At 71.1% G+C, this 16,928-nt stretch carries 8 protein-coding genes; 3 read left to right on the top strand and 5 right to left on the bottom strand.

Annotated features, from left to right (window positions below; all coding sequences use genetic code 11):
* From DB30_RS25510 to DB30_RS25500, 3 genes are all read right to left on the bottom strand, one after another.
* Positions 1 to 2,219: beta-ketoacyl synthase N-terminal-like domain-containing protein (locus DB30_RS25510; protein WP_276204380.1), on the bottom strand; the 2,219-nt coding region annotated here is incomplete at its 3' end.
* Positions 2,220 to 2,231: 12 nt separating this feature from the next.
* Positions 2,232 to 8,789 (bottom strand): type I polyketide synthase, encoded by a 6,558-nt coding sequence (locus DB30_RS25505; protein WP_146660569.1) that lies wholly within the window; start codon positions 8,787 to 8,789, stop codon positions 2,232 to 2,234.
* A gap of 26 nt (positions 8,790 to 8,815) precedes the next feature.
* Complete coding sequence (locus tag DB30_RS25500; protein WP_146660566.1) at positions 8,816 to 10,441, bottom strand: PfaD family polyunsaturated fatty acid/polyketide biosynthesis protein; 1,626 nt, start codon at positions 10,439 to 10,441, stop codon at positions 8,816 to 8,818.
* Between the two features lie 237 nt (positions 10,442 to 10,678).
* Between DB30_RS25500 and DB30_RS25495 the strand changes: the two genes are divergently transcribed.
* On the top strand, positions 10,679 to 11,278 hold the full coding sequence (locus DB30_RS25495; protein ID WP_052553554.1) for a TetR/AcrR family transcriptional regulator: 600 nt from the start codon (positions 10,679 to 10,681) through the stop codon (positions 11,276 to 11,278).
* Here DB30_RS25495 and DB30_RS25490 read toward each other — a convergent pair whose 3' ends face one another.
* Both DB30_RS25490 and DB30_RS25485 read right to left on the bottom strand, forming a co-directional pair.
* Entirely contained in the window at positions 11,279 to 11,719 is a 441-nt protein-coding gene (locus DB30_RS25490; RefSeq protein WP_052553551.1) for a SitI3 family protein, read from the bottom strand.
* 18 nt (positions 11,720 to 11,737) lie between these two features.
* Positions 11,738 to 12,307, bottom strand: a complete 570-nt coding sequence (locus tag DB30_RS25485; protein WP_146660562.1) for a hypothetical protein — start codon at positions 12,305 to 12,307, stop codon at positions 11,738 to 11,740.
* Between the two features lie 824 nt (positions 12,308 to 13,131).
* On the opposite strand from DB30_RS25485, the gene DB30_RS25480 reads away from it, so the two are divergent.
* Together DB30_RS25480 and DB30_RS25475 are read left to right on the top strand one after the other, a co-directional pair.
* Positions 13,132 to 13,401 (top strand): hypothetical protein, encoded by a 270-nt coding sequence (locus tag DB30_RS25480; protein ID WP_052553547.1) that lies wholly within the window; start codon positions 13,132 to 13,134, stop codon positions 13,399 to 13,401.
* A 5-nt stretch (positions 13,402 to 13,406) separates the two neighbouring features.
* Complete coding sequence (locus DB30_RS25475; RefSeq protein WP_052553546.1) at positions 13,407 to 16,898, top strand: hypothetical protein; 3,492 nt, start codon at positions 13,407 to 13,409, stop codon at positions 16,896 to 16,898.
* The last annotated feature ends 30 nt before the right edge of the window (positions 16,899 to 16,928 follow it).

Here is a 16,928-nt window from a genome sequence, read left to right as displayed (position 1 = left end):
CATGGGCGCGCGTCAGGCAGCGCGCCGCGACGGCCCGCGAGCACGGCCGCGCACAGATCACGCAAGTCACCCGCCGCCCATGATCGACCCAGGCGCGCGCGCAGATCGATGTCGCCGAGCGACAGCGCTTGGCCTTCGGCTTCGGCGGCGTCGCCCTCGAGCACCGCGAGCACCCGGGCGCCCGCAGCCCGTGCCACGCTCAGACGCTGCACGACCAACGCCACGGCCGCGTCGCCCGGCTCGCTGGGTCGCCCCTCGATCGCAGCGATCGCGTGCGTGTGGACCTCCTGGCAGCTCAGGTCGACCGCGCAGACCACCGCGGTGTCGAGCTCGCCGCTGCGCAGCGCTCGGCTCGCGAGCGACAGCGCCCGCAGCCCCGAGGACTCGCCGTCGAACACCGTGCAGCTGTGGCCGCCAAGATCGAGCTGCGCGTTGATCCGGTTGGCGGGGATGTTGGGCATGGTCCCGACCACCCCAGCCGCGCTCAGCGGACCCACCAAGGCTTCGCCCGCGCCCTCGATCCAAGCCTGCGACGCGCCAGGATCGAGCCCCGCGTCGCGCAGCCGCTGGGCCAGGCGCCAGCGCGCGCCGTGCCGGCAGATCTCGGGATCCGGCTCGATGCCCATGAACACCCCGCTGCGCTCGCGCGCGGGCTCGAGACCCGCGCTGGCTTCACGCGCGGCCGCGAGCACCAGCAGCTGCTGCGCGAGGGTGTGGCGCAGATCGTTGGGCGGAAACCGCAGGCCGCCCAGGTCCAGCTCGAAGCTGCCGGTCCGCGGATCGAAGCTCTCGTCGTCCCCGAGCAGCGCCCGGGTGAACGCGTTGGCGCTGTGGGCCGAGCCCACGATCGCCCCGACGCCGATCACCGCCAGCGGCTCATCGCGCGGCCCTGGGCCCGCCCCCACGTCGATCCCCGGGTCGTCCTCGCTCACGACCAAGTGTGCATTGTTGCCGCCAAACCCAAACGCCGAGACGCCCGCGATCTTCGGCGACTCGGGCCACGACTCCGGACGATCCAGCACGCGAAACGGCGTGTCGGCCAGGGTGGGGTTGGGCGCGTCGGCGTTGACGTGGATCGTTGGCGGGCGCTGGCCGTGGCGCATGGCCTCGAGCACCTTGATCAACCCGGCGACGCCGGCCGCCGTGATCGCGTGGCCAAGGTTCGACTTGAGCGAGCCGATCGGGAGCGGCTGGGTCTGCCGATCCGCGAACACCTCGGCGCTGCTGCCCAGCTCGGTCGCGTCACCGACGACCGTGCCGGTCGCGTGACACTCGAGCAGCGAGACCGCACCGGGGTCCACGTCGGCGAGGGCGTAGGCCTGACGGATCGCCCGGACCTGCCCCTCGCGTGCGGGGGCCAAGAATCCACGCCCGCGCCCGTCGTTGGACAGGCCCACGCCGCGGATCACCCCGTAGATGTGATGGCCGTGGCGGCGCGCGTCGGCCAGGCGCTCGAGCGCGACGAAGCCCGCGCCCTCGGCCGGCAGCAAGCCGTCGGCGTCCGCGTGAAACGGCCGGCTGCGACCGCTGCGGCTGAGGGCCGAGAGCGCACAGAAGCCGACGTGCAAGAACAGATCGTCGGCCCGATTGACGGCGCCCGCGAGGGCCAGATCCACCCGCCGATCATGCAGCTGATCGCAGGCCAGCTTGATCGCCACCAGCGAGCTCGCGCACGCGGTGTCCAGACAAAACACCCCGGGCGCCAGACCCAGGGCGCGCTCGAGCAACCCGGCGGCGCCGCTCATGAACCGGTTGCGCGGATCAACCGGCTCGGCCTGCTCGAACCACAGCGACTCCGCGTGGCGGCTCATCTGCGCCATCGGAAACCCGAGGTTGCCGAACACCGCCCCCACCCGGGCCCGCGCGACCGCGCCGCGGCGGTCGTCCCCCGCGTCGGCCAGCGCCTCGCGTGCGCAGTGCAGCACCCACAAGAACAGCGGGTCCAGCCCACGCAGTGCGGCCGCCGGGACCGCGAAGCCCTCGGGATCCCACACGCCCTCGAACCCGCGCACGTAGCCGCCGCGATCGCTCCAGGTCTGATCCGCGCCCTCGCCCTGCACGTCGGAGCCCGCGAGCCGCCAGCGCCCCGGGTCGACCGCGTGGATCGACTCGACCATGTCGCGGCCCTCGATGACCAAGGTCCACAGCTGCTCGGGGGTCAGCGCGCCGGGCAGCACGCACGCGCGCCCAACGATCGCGATCGGCTCGAAGGCTGGCATTGGCGCGGGTTCCTACGAGCCTTGTTGGGTGAGCACCTGGTCGGGGCGCAGCACCAGCTCGGCGCCGCGCAGCTCGGACAGCCGCACCCCCGCCTGGTCGAGGAACATCACGTCCGCGGTCGCCCGCGAGTCGCTGGTCTTGCGGCAATTCGCGACCACCCGGATCGGCCCCTCGCTGACCGGCGCGGCGCCGATCCGCAGCTCACCGATCCCCATGGGCAGCGTCGCGCCGCCAAGCCGCTCGCGGGCCCACAGCACCGCGAGCTGAAGTCCGCCATCGAGGGCCGCGACGTCGACCTGCCACGGCTCCGAGCTCCACCCGGCCTGCCTGCGCACGCCCTTGAGGATGCCCGCGATCCCGTCGTCGCCCACGCCCTCGAGCGTCTCGATCACCTGAAAGTCCTGGCCGTGAAACAACACGTCGCCGTAGACCAAGGCGTCGCCCCACGAGCGCAGCGCGGGCTCTTGGCGCTGCTCTTGACCCAAGTCGGAGGATGATCCCGGGGCGTCGAGCTTGGCCTTGGCGCGGTAGTGCAGGGTGCCCTCGGCGCCCAGGATCTCGAGCTCGAGCACGACCCCGCGGCCGTTGCTGAACTGCCGGCAGCGCAGCATCAGGCGATCGCCCGCGGCCTCGAAGCCGTGCAGCTTGATGCCCCGCAACACCCGGACGTCGGTGATCGACAGCAGCTGCAAGTCGGGCCGGAACGCCCTCGCCATCCGCGAGAACCACTCCATCGCAAGCACGACCGGGACCACGACCGTGCCGGCGATGCTGTGATCCGCCAGATAGGTGTGGGTCCGACGATCGAGGTGGACCTCGAGCTCGAGCACCCGCGCCTCGCTGCCCTTGACCAGCAGCGCCTCGGGCCGCGGCTCACCGCCGAGCACCAGCTCGACCCGCTCGGGCTCGCGACCCGCGAGCTCGTTGGCCAGCATGTTGGCGCCCTCGGCCAGCGGGATCATGGGGACGCCGAGCGCCGCGAAGTGCTGCTCGAGCTGCGGGCTGACCATGCCGCCCTTCCACGGGCCCCAGCCAAGCGACTTGACCAGCGCCTGCGGCCGCAGCCGGGCCTGGGCCTGGGCGACCTTGTTGAGGATCTCGTTGGCCATCGCGTAGGCGCACTGGCCGTTGTTGCCGCAGCGGGCCGAGACCGACGAGAAGGTGCACAGGACCCGCAGCGGATCCTCGGCGGTCGCCGACAGCAGCGCGCGCAGACCCTCGACCTTGGTGTCGAATGCCCAGTCGAATTGCTCGTCGCCAAGCTCGGCGATCAGCTTGTCGGCCAGCACCCCCGCGCCGTGCACGAGCCCAACGATCGGCCCCCAGCTCGAGCGAAGATCACCGAGCGCCGTGGCCACGCCCGCGCGGTCGCCCACGTCGACGCTGAGGTACAGCGCCTCGCCGCCGGCGGCCGTGATCGCGGCCAGGGTCGCCCGAATCTCGCGACCGGCGAGCACCGCCTTGACCTGCCGAGACAGCGAGGCCGGGGTCACGCTGACCTGGTCGCGCTTGGCTTGCTCGAGCAGCGCGCGCTTGAGCTGGGCGTCGTCCTCGAGCCCCGCGCAGCAGTCCGGCTCGGGCTCGAGGGTGCTGCGACCGAGCAGCGCGAACCGAGCCTGGCTGCGCCGCGCCCACTCGATCACGCAGGCGGCCGTGACCCCGCGCGCGCCACCGGAGACCACGACGACGTCGCCGCGCCCGACCGCTTCGATCGCTCCGGTGGTGGTCTCCGCAGCGTTCAGGTCGAGCGGAGCCGCGAACGAGCGCAGCGTTCGGCGCTCATCCGTGGCCGAGATCGCAACCTCGAGCTCACCGCCGCCAAGCAGCAGCTCGTTGGCGATCACGGTGGCGAGCTGCTCGGCGGTCCGCGTGCCACGGGCGATGTCGATCGCCTTGAGGCTCGCGCTTGGCCACTCTTGCTTGGCGGTCTTGATCAGCGCTGGCAGGCCGCCGAGGTACGCCCGCGTGGCGTCTGCCGGCTCGCTGTGGCCAACCATGAACGCGCCGCCGGTGTCCTGAACCGTGACGAACAGCCCACCTTGCGCGGTGAACCGCGGCGCGAGCGTGCGGGCGACACGAAACGCCTCGCGGTTGATGGCGATCGCGTCGGCCTCGTCGGCGACATCTCGCAGCCCGCCAAGGAACACGACGGCGTCGGCGTCGGCCGGGACATGATCACCGCTGCGGGCCCGCAAGCCGCGAGCCTCGAGCACGCCGACCAACGCCGCCGCGAGCTCGGGCGCGCCCGTGATGAACACCCCGCTGGGTCCGTGCAGGCCCGGCTGCGCCAAGCCAACGGCCGGCGCGGGCACCAACTCGAGCGCGTAGCGACCGAGCGGCGGGGTCGCTGCTTGGCTAGACCCATCCGACTGCGCGCCAGCGACCACGATCGGCGCAGCCGCAGCCGCGACCGGGCTCAGCAGGCCCTGCATGTAGTTGACGATCTCGCCCAAGGTCCGCAGCGCGCCCATGTGACCGGCGTCGATCGCCGGCAGCCCGGGCGCCTGCTCTTGGACCGCGGCCAAGATCTCGACCCGCTTGATCGAGTCGATCCCAAGCTCCGCCTCCATGTCCATCGACAGCTCCAGCATCGACTCGGGGTAGCCGGTCTTGTCGGCCACCACCGCGAGCATCAAAGCCTCGAGATCCAAGCTGGGCGCCGCCGCAGCGACAGCCACCGGGGCCGCCGCGACCGGGCCCATCAGGCTCTGCATGTACGTGACGATCTCGCCCAGGGTCCGCAGCGAGCCCATGTGACCCGCGTCGATCGCCGGCAGTCCGGGCGCCTGCTCTTGCACGGCGGCCAGGATCTCGACCCGCTTGATCGAGTCGATCCCAAGCTCGGCCTCCATGTCCATCGACAGCTCCAGCATCGACTCGGGGTAGCCGGTCTTGTCAGCCACCACCGTCAGCATCAACGCCTCGAGATCCACACCCGGCGCGGCGGCGGCCGGCTGGGGTGCGGCGACCGGCCGCGCAGCAGCAGCCACGGCCTGCGCGGGCGTGGACACGGGCTGCACGGGCGCAGCCGCGACCGGTGCTGGGGCTGGCTGCGAGGGCGCCGTCGGCATCGCTACTGGGCTCAGCTGCGCGGCTGGGCTCAGCTGCGCGGCTGGGCTCAGCTGCGCGGCTGGACTCGGCTGCGCGGCTGGGCTCGGCTGTGCAGGCGCAGCCGCGAGAGGGGCATACGTGGGAGCAGGCGCATACACGGGCGCATGCGCGGGCGCAGCCACGGCCGGCCCCGCTGGCAGCGAGACCCCGGCCATCGCGGCCAACCCAACCAAGCTCGTCTCGGTCGCGCGCAGGTACGCCGCGTGCGAGCTCGCCATCGTTTGCTGCACCATTGCGTGGGTCTGCGCGGTCTGGCGCTGGGCCTCCTGCCAAGCCGCGAGCCAGGCGTCGCCAACCGGTGCAGCGGGTGCATGAGCGACGAGCGAGGCGGCAGCGGGACTCGGAACAAAAGTAGGCTTGGACATGGGCATCTCAGGCAAGGCAGCAGGAGTTGGCGCAGGCCGCTGAGCTTGCGGCGCAGCAGCGACCGGCGGCGCCGTGTTCGACGTCGCTCGCGGCGACGCAGGCGTGACCGCAGACCGCGGAGGTTGCGGCGTAGTAGCGGGCGACGGCGCCGGGTTCAACGTCCCGGCAGCGAGCGGCTGCGATACAGCCGCGAGCGGCTGCGATACAGCCGCGAGCGGCCGGGCGGGGTTTGGCGCGGGCAGATCCTTGGCCCCGCCAACGGGCGGATACGGCTTTTGCGGGTTCGACCCACACAGCGGCACCGCGAGCTTGGGCGCCGGCGTTGCGCTGTGATCCACGGGCTGCCGGTACCCCTGCCACAGCGCGTCCAAGCGCAGCGGCACGCCCAGCGCACACAGCCGGCCCAGCGCCCGCGCGAGCGCGGTCACGCTGCCGGTCCCGCGCCGATCCAAGGCGACCGCCGCGTGCGGCCGCCCCTCGAGGATCTTCCCGACCAGGTTGGTCAACACCGCGCCCGGCCCGACCTCGATGAAGGTGTGCACGCCCGCGTCGGCCATCGCCTCGACCACCGAAGTGAAGCGCACGGGCTGGGCGATCTGCCGACCCAAGCGCGCGCGCGCAGCCGCGGCGTCGTCCTCGTAGGGCGCCCCCGACTCGCCCGAGTACACAGGCAGCTGCGCCGATCCAAACTCGAGCTGGTCCAAGAACGCGGCGAAGGGCTCCACGCTCGCCGCCACCAACGGCGAGTGAAACGCCGACGCGACCGGCAGCCGCCGCGCGTCCAACCCGGCCCGCTCGAGCGCTTGCTCGGCCGCCTCGATCGCCCGCACCGGCCCGCTGATCACCGTCTGCTTGGGCGCGTTCAAGTTCGCCAGGACCACGTCGTCGAGCCCCTCGATCGCCGCGCGCACCTGCTCGGCCGAGGCCGTCACCGCGCTCATGGCCCCCGGCAGCTCCGCCGACCCCGCGGCCGCCATCAGCTCACCGCGACGCCGCGCGACCCGCAACATGTCCGCCTCGCCGAGCACGCCCGCGGCGTGCAGCGCCATGACCTCGCCAAAGCTGTGGCCCGCGACCGCGTCCGCGCTGAGCCCAAGCTCGCGCAGCATCGCCAGCAGCGACGCGCTCGCGCAGCCGATCGCCGGCTGGGCCCACTCGGTCTCGCGCAGCGCGAGCTCGTCTTGCTCGCGCGCCGCGTCGTCAAAGCGCGGGATCGGAAACACCAGCTGGTCCAGCCGCCGACGCTCGCCAAGACCCAAGCGCAGCTCGGCGGCGCGATCCCAGGCCCCGCGGGCGTGGTCGAAGCTCATCGCCAGCTCGGCGGTCATGCCCACGTACTGGCTGCCCTGGCCCGGGAACAGCAGCCCGATCTTGCCGACCTGCGGCCCGACCCCGTAGGCGCTCCCGTTCGGGCTCTCGAACGCGGCGCTTGGATCCGCCTCGATCTGCGCCGCCGCGCGCTCGAGCTTGGTGCGCAGATCCTGCTCGTCGCTGGCGACCACGCTCAGCCGCGCCTTGGCCGAAGCGTCGAAGCTGCGCTGGGTCTCCCACGCCGCTACTTGCAGCAGCCCGCGCTGATCACAGCGCTGCGCCCACGCCCGGGCCTGCTCGGCGACCTCGGCCCCGCTGGTGCCCGACAGCGCGATCAGCTCGACCGGCAGCGTGCGCAGCCGCTCGGCGACCAACGCTGAGTCTTCGCTGGCGTACTCCTCGAGCAGCAGGTGAAAATTCGACCCGCCAAACCCAAACGCGCTCACGCCCGCGCGCCGCGGGTGATCGCTGGCGCGGATCCACGGCCGGGCCTGGGTGTTCAGATAGAACGCCGAGGTCTCGATCTCCAGCTTGGGGTTGGGCCGATCCACTTTGATCGTGGGCGGCAGCACCTTGGTGTGCAGCGCCATCACGGCCTTGAACAGCCCCGCAGCCCCGGCGGCGGCCTTGGTGTGGCCGATCTGCGACTTGACCGATCCAAGCGCGCACCACTGGGCGTCATCCCGCACCCCAAACGCCTGGCGCAGCCCCTCGAACTCGGCCGCGTCGCCGGCCTTGGTGCCGGTCCCGTGCGCCTCGATCAGCTCGATCGTGTCGGGCTCGATCCCCGCGTGGCCCCAGGCCCGCTTCAGCGCCTGCGCCTGGCCGTCCGAGACCGGCGCGTACACGCTCTTCGAGCGCCCGTCGGACGAGGCCCCGATCCCGCGCAGCACGGCGTAGATCCGATCCCCGTCGCGCTCGGCGTCGGCGAGCCGCTTGAGCGCGACCATGCCCAGCCCCTCGCCGAGCATCGTGCCGTCGGCCTGATCCGAGAACGGCCGGCAGTCGCCCGAGGCCGACAGCGCCGGCGTCTTCGAGAAGCACATGAACATGAAGATGTCGTTGAGCGTGTCGACGCCCCCGGTGATCACCAGGTCCGAGTCGCCCAAGTACAGCTCTTGCGCCGCCATGCTCAGCGCCGCAAAGGTCGAAGCGCAGGCCGCATCGGCCACGCAGTTGGTCCCGCCAAGGTTGAGCCGGTTGGCGATCCGCCCGGCCACGACGTTGCCGAGCAGGCCCGGGAACGAGCTCTCTTCCCACGGCGTGTAGTGATCCGCGATCCGCTGACAGACCGCCTGGACCTCGTCTTCGCCCAGCCCCTGCTCGCGCAGCGACTTGACCCACACGGGCTTTTGCAGCCGGCTGATCATCGAAGCCAGCAGCTCTTGGGCCGACGTCACGCCCAGGATCACCGAGATCCGCGAGCGATCCATCGCGTCAAACTGGCCGCGCGCCGCGTCGCGCAACACCTGCTCGGCGACGATCAACCCCAGCAGCTGCGAGGTGTCGGTGGCCTTGATGATGTTGGGCGGCACGCCCCACGCCATCGGATCGAAGTCCACCTGCGACAAGAACCCGCCGCGCTTGGCGTAGGTCTTGTCGGGCGCCCGCGGATCGGGATCGTAGTAGTCCTCGGGCAGCCAGTGGGTGGTCGGCACGTCGCTGAGCAGATCCCGGCCAGCCAGGATGTCTGTCCAAAACCCGGTGGCGTCCTGCGAGCCAGGGAACAGGGCGGACACACCAACGATCGCGAGGGGACAACGGGGCGATTGAGTAGTCATGCGGACCTCGAGCGGTGAGTGGGAAGTCAAGCCAACGGCCGGGGCCGAAAGTCAAAGCCGGCCGCCGGAACCGGCACGCCGTAGCTGCGAAATTGTTGGGCGCGGGTGATCACCGCGGCGCCCTCCATCAAGTTGCGGGCGACCTGCACGACCGTGCGGGCCTCGGGGGCGGCCAGGAAGCTGCCGGCGGTCCAGGCGTTGAACGCCCCCATCGCCGGGCCGCACCAGATCTGAAAGTCGGTGCGGCGATCCGCTTGGCCGACGATCGCCCAGCGGCTGGACTGGCCCAGGTACGAGCGAAACACCAGCGCCAGCTTGTGGCGTGGATCGGCCTGCGCCTTGGTGATCTCGCCGGGATCGCGCTCGGCCCAGAACTGGTGGGTCGAAGCCCACGCTTGCTCGAAGCTGGTGCGCAGGTGCTGTTGCTCGACCTTGCGGCGGTCTTCGGCGGGGATCTGGTCCCAGGTCTCGTAGGCCCGGTACAGCTCGTAGAGCCGCTTGGCTCGCACGCCAAACAGCGTGCCGCGGCGCAGCACCTGGACCTCGACGCCAAGCTCGAACATGTCGGCGGCCGGGGCCATGATCACGTCGGCGATCCCAGCCTCGGCCAACATTTGCTTGCCGCTCGCGTCGAGCCCCGACTCCACGCACGCCTGGTTGACCGATCCCGTCAGCACGTACGCAGCCCCAAGCGCGAACGCGCTGGCGACCGCGCTCGGGGTGCCAATTCCCCCGGCCGCGCCGATCCGGATCGGGCGCGCGTAGCCACGCGCCGCCACGATCTCGTCGCGCAGCGCGAGCATGCTGGGCAGCAACGCAGCGAGCGGCCGGTTGTCGGTGTGGCCGCCCGAGTCCGACTCGACGCTGATGTCTTCGGCGATCGGGATGTGCCGGGCGAGCGCAGCCTCGTGCTCGGTGATGTGCCCGCGCTCGCGCAGGACCTGCAAGATCCGCTCGGGCGCCGGCTCGAGGAAGTGCCGCGCGACCTCGAGCCGCGAGACCTTGGCGAACACGTGGCGCGGCCGCACGATCTGGCCGTGCTGATCTTCGTGGATGCCCGCGATCGCGTAGCGCACGATCGAGGGCGTCAAGGCCATGAACGCCGCCGCCGAGACCCGCCGAACCCCACGCTCGATGTACAGCTGCGCGACCGCGTCCTCGAGCGCCGGCTCTTGCGGCGAGTGGATCAGGTTGCAGCCCCACGCCGCCGCGTCGCCAAGCTCCGCGCTCAGCTCGGCGACGGCCTGCTCGACCCGCCCGTAGGCCAGCCCCGCGGCCCCAAAGAAGCCCAGGAAGCCCGCGCGTCCGGCCTCCGCGACGAGCCGCGTCGTTGCGATGCCATTCGCCATCGCGCCGGTCACATAAGGAAAGCGGACGCCGTGGGTCTGGGTGAAGCTGCGGTCACCGAGCCACTCCGGGTACAGCGGCGGCAGGTGGCCCCACACCGGCCACGCCGGGCGGCCGAGTGCCACGGGCTCCGGGCCCACGCGCCCGCCCACGGCCACACCGATCGCGCCTGTCTCGGGGTGACGGATCACGTAGGCCGGCTCGCGGACCCGCGCGATCGCGTTGACGATCGGCGCACCCGCGAACCCTGGAGCCGTGTCCGCGTCGTGCCAGAAGCCCGCTGAAAAATCGTGTTCGGAGGACATTTGGGGAAGCCCGAGCGGAAGGTGCCACCCAGTGGCGGTTTCGTCTCCATGCGGGAATCACGAACGTCGCAATTCTCTGTCTTCGTTGTGTCACAGGGGCGTTCGTGCCGACTCCAGATCGTGGATACCGCGCAGAGATCACCCCCATGAACGCCGAATTCGGCCCTCGAGAACCGTCCCAAGGGCTCCGTGCCACCGAGTGGCACATCTCACACCCACTGCCGTATAAATTCGCCCGTGACCGGGTCCGAGCAGACGCGCGAACAGAAGAAGGCCGAGACGCGCTCGCGGATCCTGAGCCGCGCCCACGAGCTGTTCCACCAGCACGGCTTCGACTCGACCACGCTCGAGGACATCTGTGCCGCGGGCGACGTGTCGAAGCGAACCTTCTTCCGCTACTTCCCCGACAAAGAGAGCCTGGTGTTTCCCAACCGCGAGCGCAGGCGCGAGCGCTTCGTGGAGATCCTGAGCACGGCCCCGCCCGACGAGTCGCCGTTCGACACCTTTCGTCGCCTGACCCGGCTGTTCAGCGTCGAGTACAGCGAGCACCGCGACCAGCTGTTGGTCGCGCAGAGCTTGATCCAATCATCGTCGGCGCTGCTGGCCCGCGAGGCCGCGATCGATCGCGAGTGGGAGCAGGACATCGCCGCCGTGTTCATCAACCAGCTCCCGCCCGGTCTCGCGTCCGAGCGCCGCGCCGAGGTCTTGGCTGGCGCGATGATGGGCACCGTACGCGCGACGATGCGGCACTGGTACGCAACTGGTGGGGTCGAGGATCTCGACCAGCTCGGCCACGAAGCCCTCGACTCGCTCGAGGCTGGGTTTGGGGTCCGCTGATCACACGAGGTCGTCAACCACCGCATATGGAGCGCTGAGCAGCGAGGCGCGACCGTGCATGGACACCGCCGATTCAGCCCGGATCAACAGCGCGTCGTGGGTCCGCCGCAGCACGACCAACTCACCATTGAACACGACGACGGCATCGCCCGCGCAGCCGACCAACACCCGATCAATGTACTGAACCAGCGATCGCTGCGACTGATCCAGGTTGAACTTGTCGAGCCGAAAGTAGACGCTGACCCGCGGCTCGACGTGAAATTCCTCGGCGATGAACGAACTCGAGCGCGGGTCCGGCGGGACCACGACGCACAGAATTTTGTCACCGCCGTAGGTCGCCGGGCTATCTGAGAGCTTGGTGGCGCCAGCGTCGACGAGCAATTTCTCGAGGTGATTCGCCGGGCAAACAGCGTCGACGTGGAGGTCATACTCGAGGGCCATGCTCCGCTCTGACCGCGTTCAGGACCAGGTCACGCGCAGCTGGACCCGCGCGCGCTCCCGGTCGATCGTGGCGACCTCGATCGCCCCGTCGGCGTTGCAAAGATCCAACAAGCTGTGCAGCGCCGACGCGATCGCGTCGAGGTACACGCGACTCTCGAGGATCACGACCGGCACGTCTTCGTAGATGAGCGATCGATCTGCGCCGGAGCTGACCTCGTAGCGCATCCGCCCAGCGTCGCGGTAGACCGCGTTCCAGCCCAGCGGCACCTGCCGAAACATGCTCGAGGGCTCGAGTCCAAACAGCTTGACCACGCCGTCGATGAACGGCCGCAGCAGCGGCGTCCCCGTTGACTGACCCAGGCTCTGCCGCGATCGAGCGGCCGCGACCACGGGGCCAAACTCATCGGCGACCGCGTGGCTGAGCTCGACGTCGAGCGCGACCGGCAGCCAGTCAAACCGACGCGCGTCGCGGATCCGCGCGAGCGACTCCGGCCGCATCCGCCTCAGCGCCCGCTCGTGCTCCCCCCCGCTCACGAGCTCGAGCGCCCGCAGGCTGTGCACGACCTGAATCGCACGGATGCTGGGCACGAGATCCTTCTTATACCCCCACATCCGGTTTCGCACTTCGCAGGTCACTCGCTGCGCTCGCTCCCAACGGGTTGGCTGTCCGCGACCGCATGTGTGGCCCCCTAGAAGGGGGCTTGGGCGCGTTGAGCGGGCGTGCTGTTTTTTACCCCCACAGACGGTTTGGCACTTCGCAGGTCACTCGCTTCGCTCGCTCCCGACGGGCTGGCTGTGCGCGGAGGCATGTGTGGCCCCCTAGAAGGGGGCTCGGTGGCTTCGGCGGGCGTCGGCGGTCGGACGGTGCGGACCGTGGCTGGGTCGACACGGTACGTCGCTAGCGAGGCGGCCTTGCGGGCGAGCGCGCGCGCGCGACGAACGACCCCGAGACGCGAGTGACCTGCGAAGTGCGAAAGCGGATGTGGGGGGTCAAAACAGCCCCCCCGCTCAACGCGCCAAGCCCCCTTCTAGGGGGCCAATCATGCCCCCGCGCACAGCCAGCCCGTTGGGAGCGAGCGCAGCGAGTGACCTGCGAAGTGCGAAACCGGATGTGGGGGTAAAAACAGCCCCCCCGCTCAACGCGCCCAAGCCCCCTTCTAGGGGGCCACACATGCCCCCGCGCACAGCCAGCCCCTTGGGAGCGAGCGAAGCGAGTGACCTGCGAAGTGCGAAACCGAATGTGGGGGTCAAAACAGCCCCCCCCGCTCAACGCGCCCAAGCCCCCTTCTAGGGGGCCACACATGCCCCCGCGCACAGCCAGCCCCTTGGGAGCGAGCGAAGCGAGTGACCTGCGAAGTGCGAAACCGACTGTGGGGGTAAAAAAAACCCTTGCTATGCTACCCGCCCCACCCATGGCCGAGCTCAACATCCGCCTGCTGATCGACCCGGACACGGGCAAGAAGAACCTGATCATCGAGTACGAGTCGGACTCGGACATGCTCCCGATCGAGCATGAAGACGAGCACCGTCGGCTGATCAACGAGCTCGTCGAGGGCGGCGTGGTCAAGGCCGAGGAGCTCGGCAAGGTCATCGTCAAGCGCGAGCGCGAGGCCAAGATCCCCGACGCTCAGGTCGAGGACGAGCAGGCCGACGAGCGCGAGTCGATCGAGCAAGGCTCCTGATCCGCATGTCGACCTTGGTGATCGAAGATCACGACGCGCTGCGCGTGGCGCTCGACTCGGGGTTGATCCCGGCCGCCGTCCAGGCGGCGCCGGTCAGCTTCGAGCTCGACGAGGATCAGCGCCTGCTGCTCGAGCCGAGCGTCGAGATCGGCCGCAGCGAACGCAAGAAGCTGCGCGAGGTCGGGGTCGCGTTCTCGCGTCGGCGGATCCGCGCGGGCCAGACCCTGCGCTGCTGGGCCGAGCTGATCGATCCCGAGCCCGCCCCCGAGCCCCAGCTGCCGCTTGGCGAGGTGCTGTTCGTGAGCGAGGGGGATCACGGCTTCTTGCGCCTCAGCGGCGAGCTGCTGCGGCTTGGCAGCGAGGACCAGCGGCTCGCGTTCTTCGACGACGAGCACGGCCAGCGCCGCAACCTGTGCCGGGTCGCCGATCCGCCCTACTACGCGCTGCTGCGCGCGCTCGATCGTGACGATCCCCTGCGCGCGTACCTGCCGGCGCGACCGGGCGGGCGCGTGTGGGTGGAGATCGGCGCCCGTCACCCGCAGGCGGCCCGCCTCGATCTCGAGCCCGGTGAGCTGGTGCTGATCCCCCGCGGCCCTGCGGGCGCCCGCGCGGCGACGCCCGCTCCCACGCCCGGCTGCGTGCCATGGCTGCGCGCCCCCGACGGTCCGTGGCTGGATCTGCAGGCCGTCAGCGACGTCACCCTGCCCTCGCTGACCAGCTGGCGCGGGACCACACCCAAGCAGCGACTCGCCGTCGAGCTGCGACTGGTGCGGGCGCCCAGCAAGCGCCCAGCGGATCTGTGGGTGCTCCGAGAGCGCGCCCTCGAACAGATCGAGCAGCTGGTCTGCACGGTCCCCGACGAGGTCGTCGCGCGGCTCCGGTTTGCGATCGTCGAGCAGCCCACCCCCCACGGGGACGGCACCCACACCTGCGTGGTGCTTCGGGCCCGCCGCAGCGCCAAGGGGCCGCCCGCGCTCGATCTAAACGCCGAGGCCTACGTGCCCGCCGCCCAGATCCCCGATCTCTACCTGCCGGTTGGCGCGATGATCGATCCGCCGCTGCGACCGAGCCGGCTGCGCGAGCTGCTGGGCGACGACGCCCCCGGATCCAGCCTCGACCAGCGCGTCGTGTGGTTGGCGCCGCAGGGCAGCGAGGGCCGCCGCGGTCACAGCTTCTCGCGCGAGAGCCTAGACGAGACCGCGTTCGCGCCCTTGTCCGAGTGGGTCGACTACCTCGTCGGCGCGCACGAGCACGCGCTCGCGCCGTGGGTCCGCAGCACCGCGTTCGACCTCGACAGCTTCGTGTCGATCGGCGTCGAGTGGGAGGACGGCGAGGCGCCCAAGCCCAAGCGCGAGCCCAAGCCCAAGCGCGACCGCCTGCGGCGCGAGCCGGAGTTTGACGAGCACGACTTTGCCACGCCCGTGTCGGTCGAGATCGCCGATGCCGGCCCCGGCCCGCAGGTCGATCCCGAGCAGGAGCTGCGCCCGATCGACCTGCCCCGCAGCGAGATCGAGGCCCAGCTGTCGGCGCTCGAGACCGCGTTCTGCGAGCTCGACACCCCGCTCGACGATCCCGGGCGGACCGCTGCGTGGGCCGACCTCGGCAACCTCCAGGCCGCCCTGCACCGCTCGCGCGAGGCGGGGCTGTGTTGGTCGCGCGCGCTGTGGCCAAGCGCGAGCGCGAGCGCGAGCGCGGGAGGGCCGAGCCCGCTCGTGCTCGCCCACCGCTGGGTCGCCAGCGAGTGCGCGATGCTGGGCTACCCAGACGGCGGGCACATGCTCGGGATCGTCGACATCATCGACGTCGACCTCGACGAGCAGATGGTCCGAGCGCTGGCCGCCGAGGTCGTCTACGCCGAGCTCTACACCCGCGCGAGCCCGGCCGAGCGCGATCGCGCCGCCGCGTCGCTCGGCTCGCTCGCGCAGGTCCCTCCCCCGCTCGGCCCCGAGCTGCTCGCCCGACTGCAGCGCTTCTTCGCCACCCACGGCGCGCGCTTGGATCTGCGCACGCTGTGGCTGGCCCGCAGCGCGCTGGCCCGCCTCGCTGGCGACGATCGCCTCGCGCTGTTCCAGACCCGCGATCTGATCATGGGCTCGCTGCGCGAAGGGGTCGGGCTGGCCCGCAACATCCCCAACTTCGTGCGCACCCACGGGACCGACGGCGACGCCAGCGATCTCGGCCGCCTCGCCGACGAGCTGCAGCGCGTGCGCGACGAGTACCTCACGACCAAGCGCAAGCGCTCGACGATCGAGTCGACCTACCCCGAGGCCCGCACCGACGCCTACGTGCGCCTGGTCCTCGCGTGGGGCCTCGCGCGGCTCGGCCGGCCCCAGGTCGCCCGCCAGGAGCTCGAAGCTGGCGAGGCGCTGCTTGGGGACAGCATCGATCCCGCGCGCGGCGACCCGATCCACATCGCCGCCCACGCCAGCTACGCCGCCCGGATCCAGCACGCGCTCGAGGGTCTGCCGCCCGGCGCCCCGCTCTCGGCCGAGCCCAACGGGCCGATCGCCGCCCGCGAGCGGCTCAGCAACATCGACCGGTTCAAGTACGATCGCCTGCTTCAGCTCTCGCGCGTGCTCGATCCCCGCGAGGACACCGACGCCTTCGACAAGTGGAACCGCAAGGACGACGAGCCCTTCGCCGGGCTCGCGCTGCTGACCCACCCCGAGGATCTCGCCGCGCTGTTCGATCGCATGCTCGCGGGCATGACCACCCAGGGGCCCGAGCGCGTCGCCCGAGCGCTCGGCGAGCTGCTCGAATTCCTCGAGGCCCTGCCCGAGCCGCTCGCGGTCCCGCGTCTGCACGCCGCGCTGCCGTTCGTGAGCGCGGCCCCGCTGGAGCTCCGGCCCAAGCTGCTGCGCAACGCCCTGCTCTTGGCCGGCTACTACGACCGGCCCGCGCTGATCGACGACGCCCTCGCAACCCTCGCCGTCAGCGACGCCGAGCTGACCGAGCAGCGCCCCGCCGAGTACGCCGAGCTCTTGACCCGCTGCGCCGCCGTGCTGCGCCGCAGCAACAACGAGGCCCAGCTCAGCAGCCGGCTGACCAAGCTCGAGGAGCGGGTCGGCGACAACAGCGATCTCCCCGGGGTCGTCGCGCAGCTGCACATCGCCGCCGGGTTCGCGGCGCTCGGCCAGCCTGGCCGGGTCCAGGGCGCGTTCACGGCCGCGTACACGCTGCTGCCCGAGCTCGCCGCGCCGCCGCCAAAGCTGCAGGTCCTGCAGACCTTGCTGCGCGAGATCGCCGTCGCGCTCAGCCGCAGCACCCCCGGCCAGGCGATCGCGGGCGCGCGGGCGCTGATGCAGCGGCTGCCCTCGACCAGCGACAGCCTGAGCACCACGTCTCACTTCTGCCTGTCCGTGATCCAGCTGATGGAGGCCGTCGTGCTCTCGCTGGCCAGCGAAGATCTCGCGCTCAGCCAGTGGGCGCGACGCTGGGTCGAGGATGACGAGCACCTGCTGCACCGGCGGATCCACACCGACCTGTCGAGTCGCTGAAGCCAACCTGCGACGGCGTCGTGCGCCCAC

It is taken from the genome of Enhygromyxa salina (assembly GCF_000737335.2).
GTDB lineage: Bacteria > Myxococcota_A > Polyangia > Nannocystales > Nannocystaceae > Plesiocystis > Plesiocystis salina_C.
The sequence above is the reverse complement of the archived record's forward strand: the minus strand, read 5'-3'. Positions and strand labels throughout refer to the sequence as shown.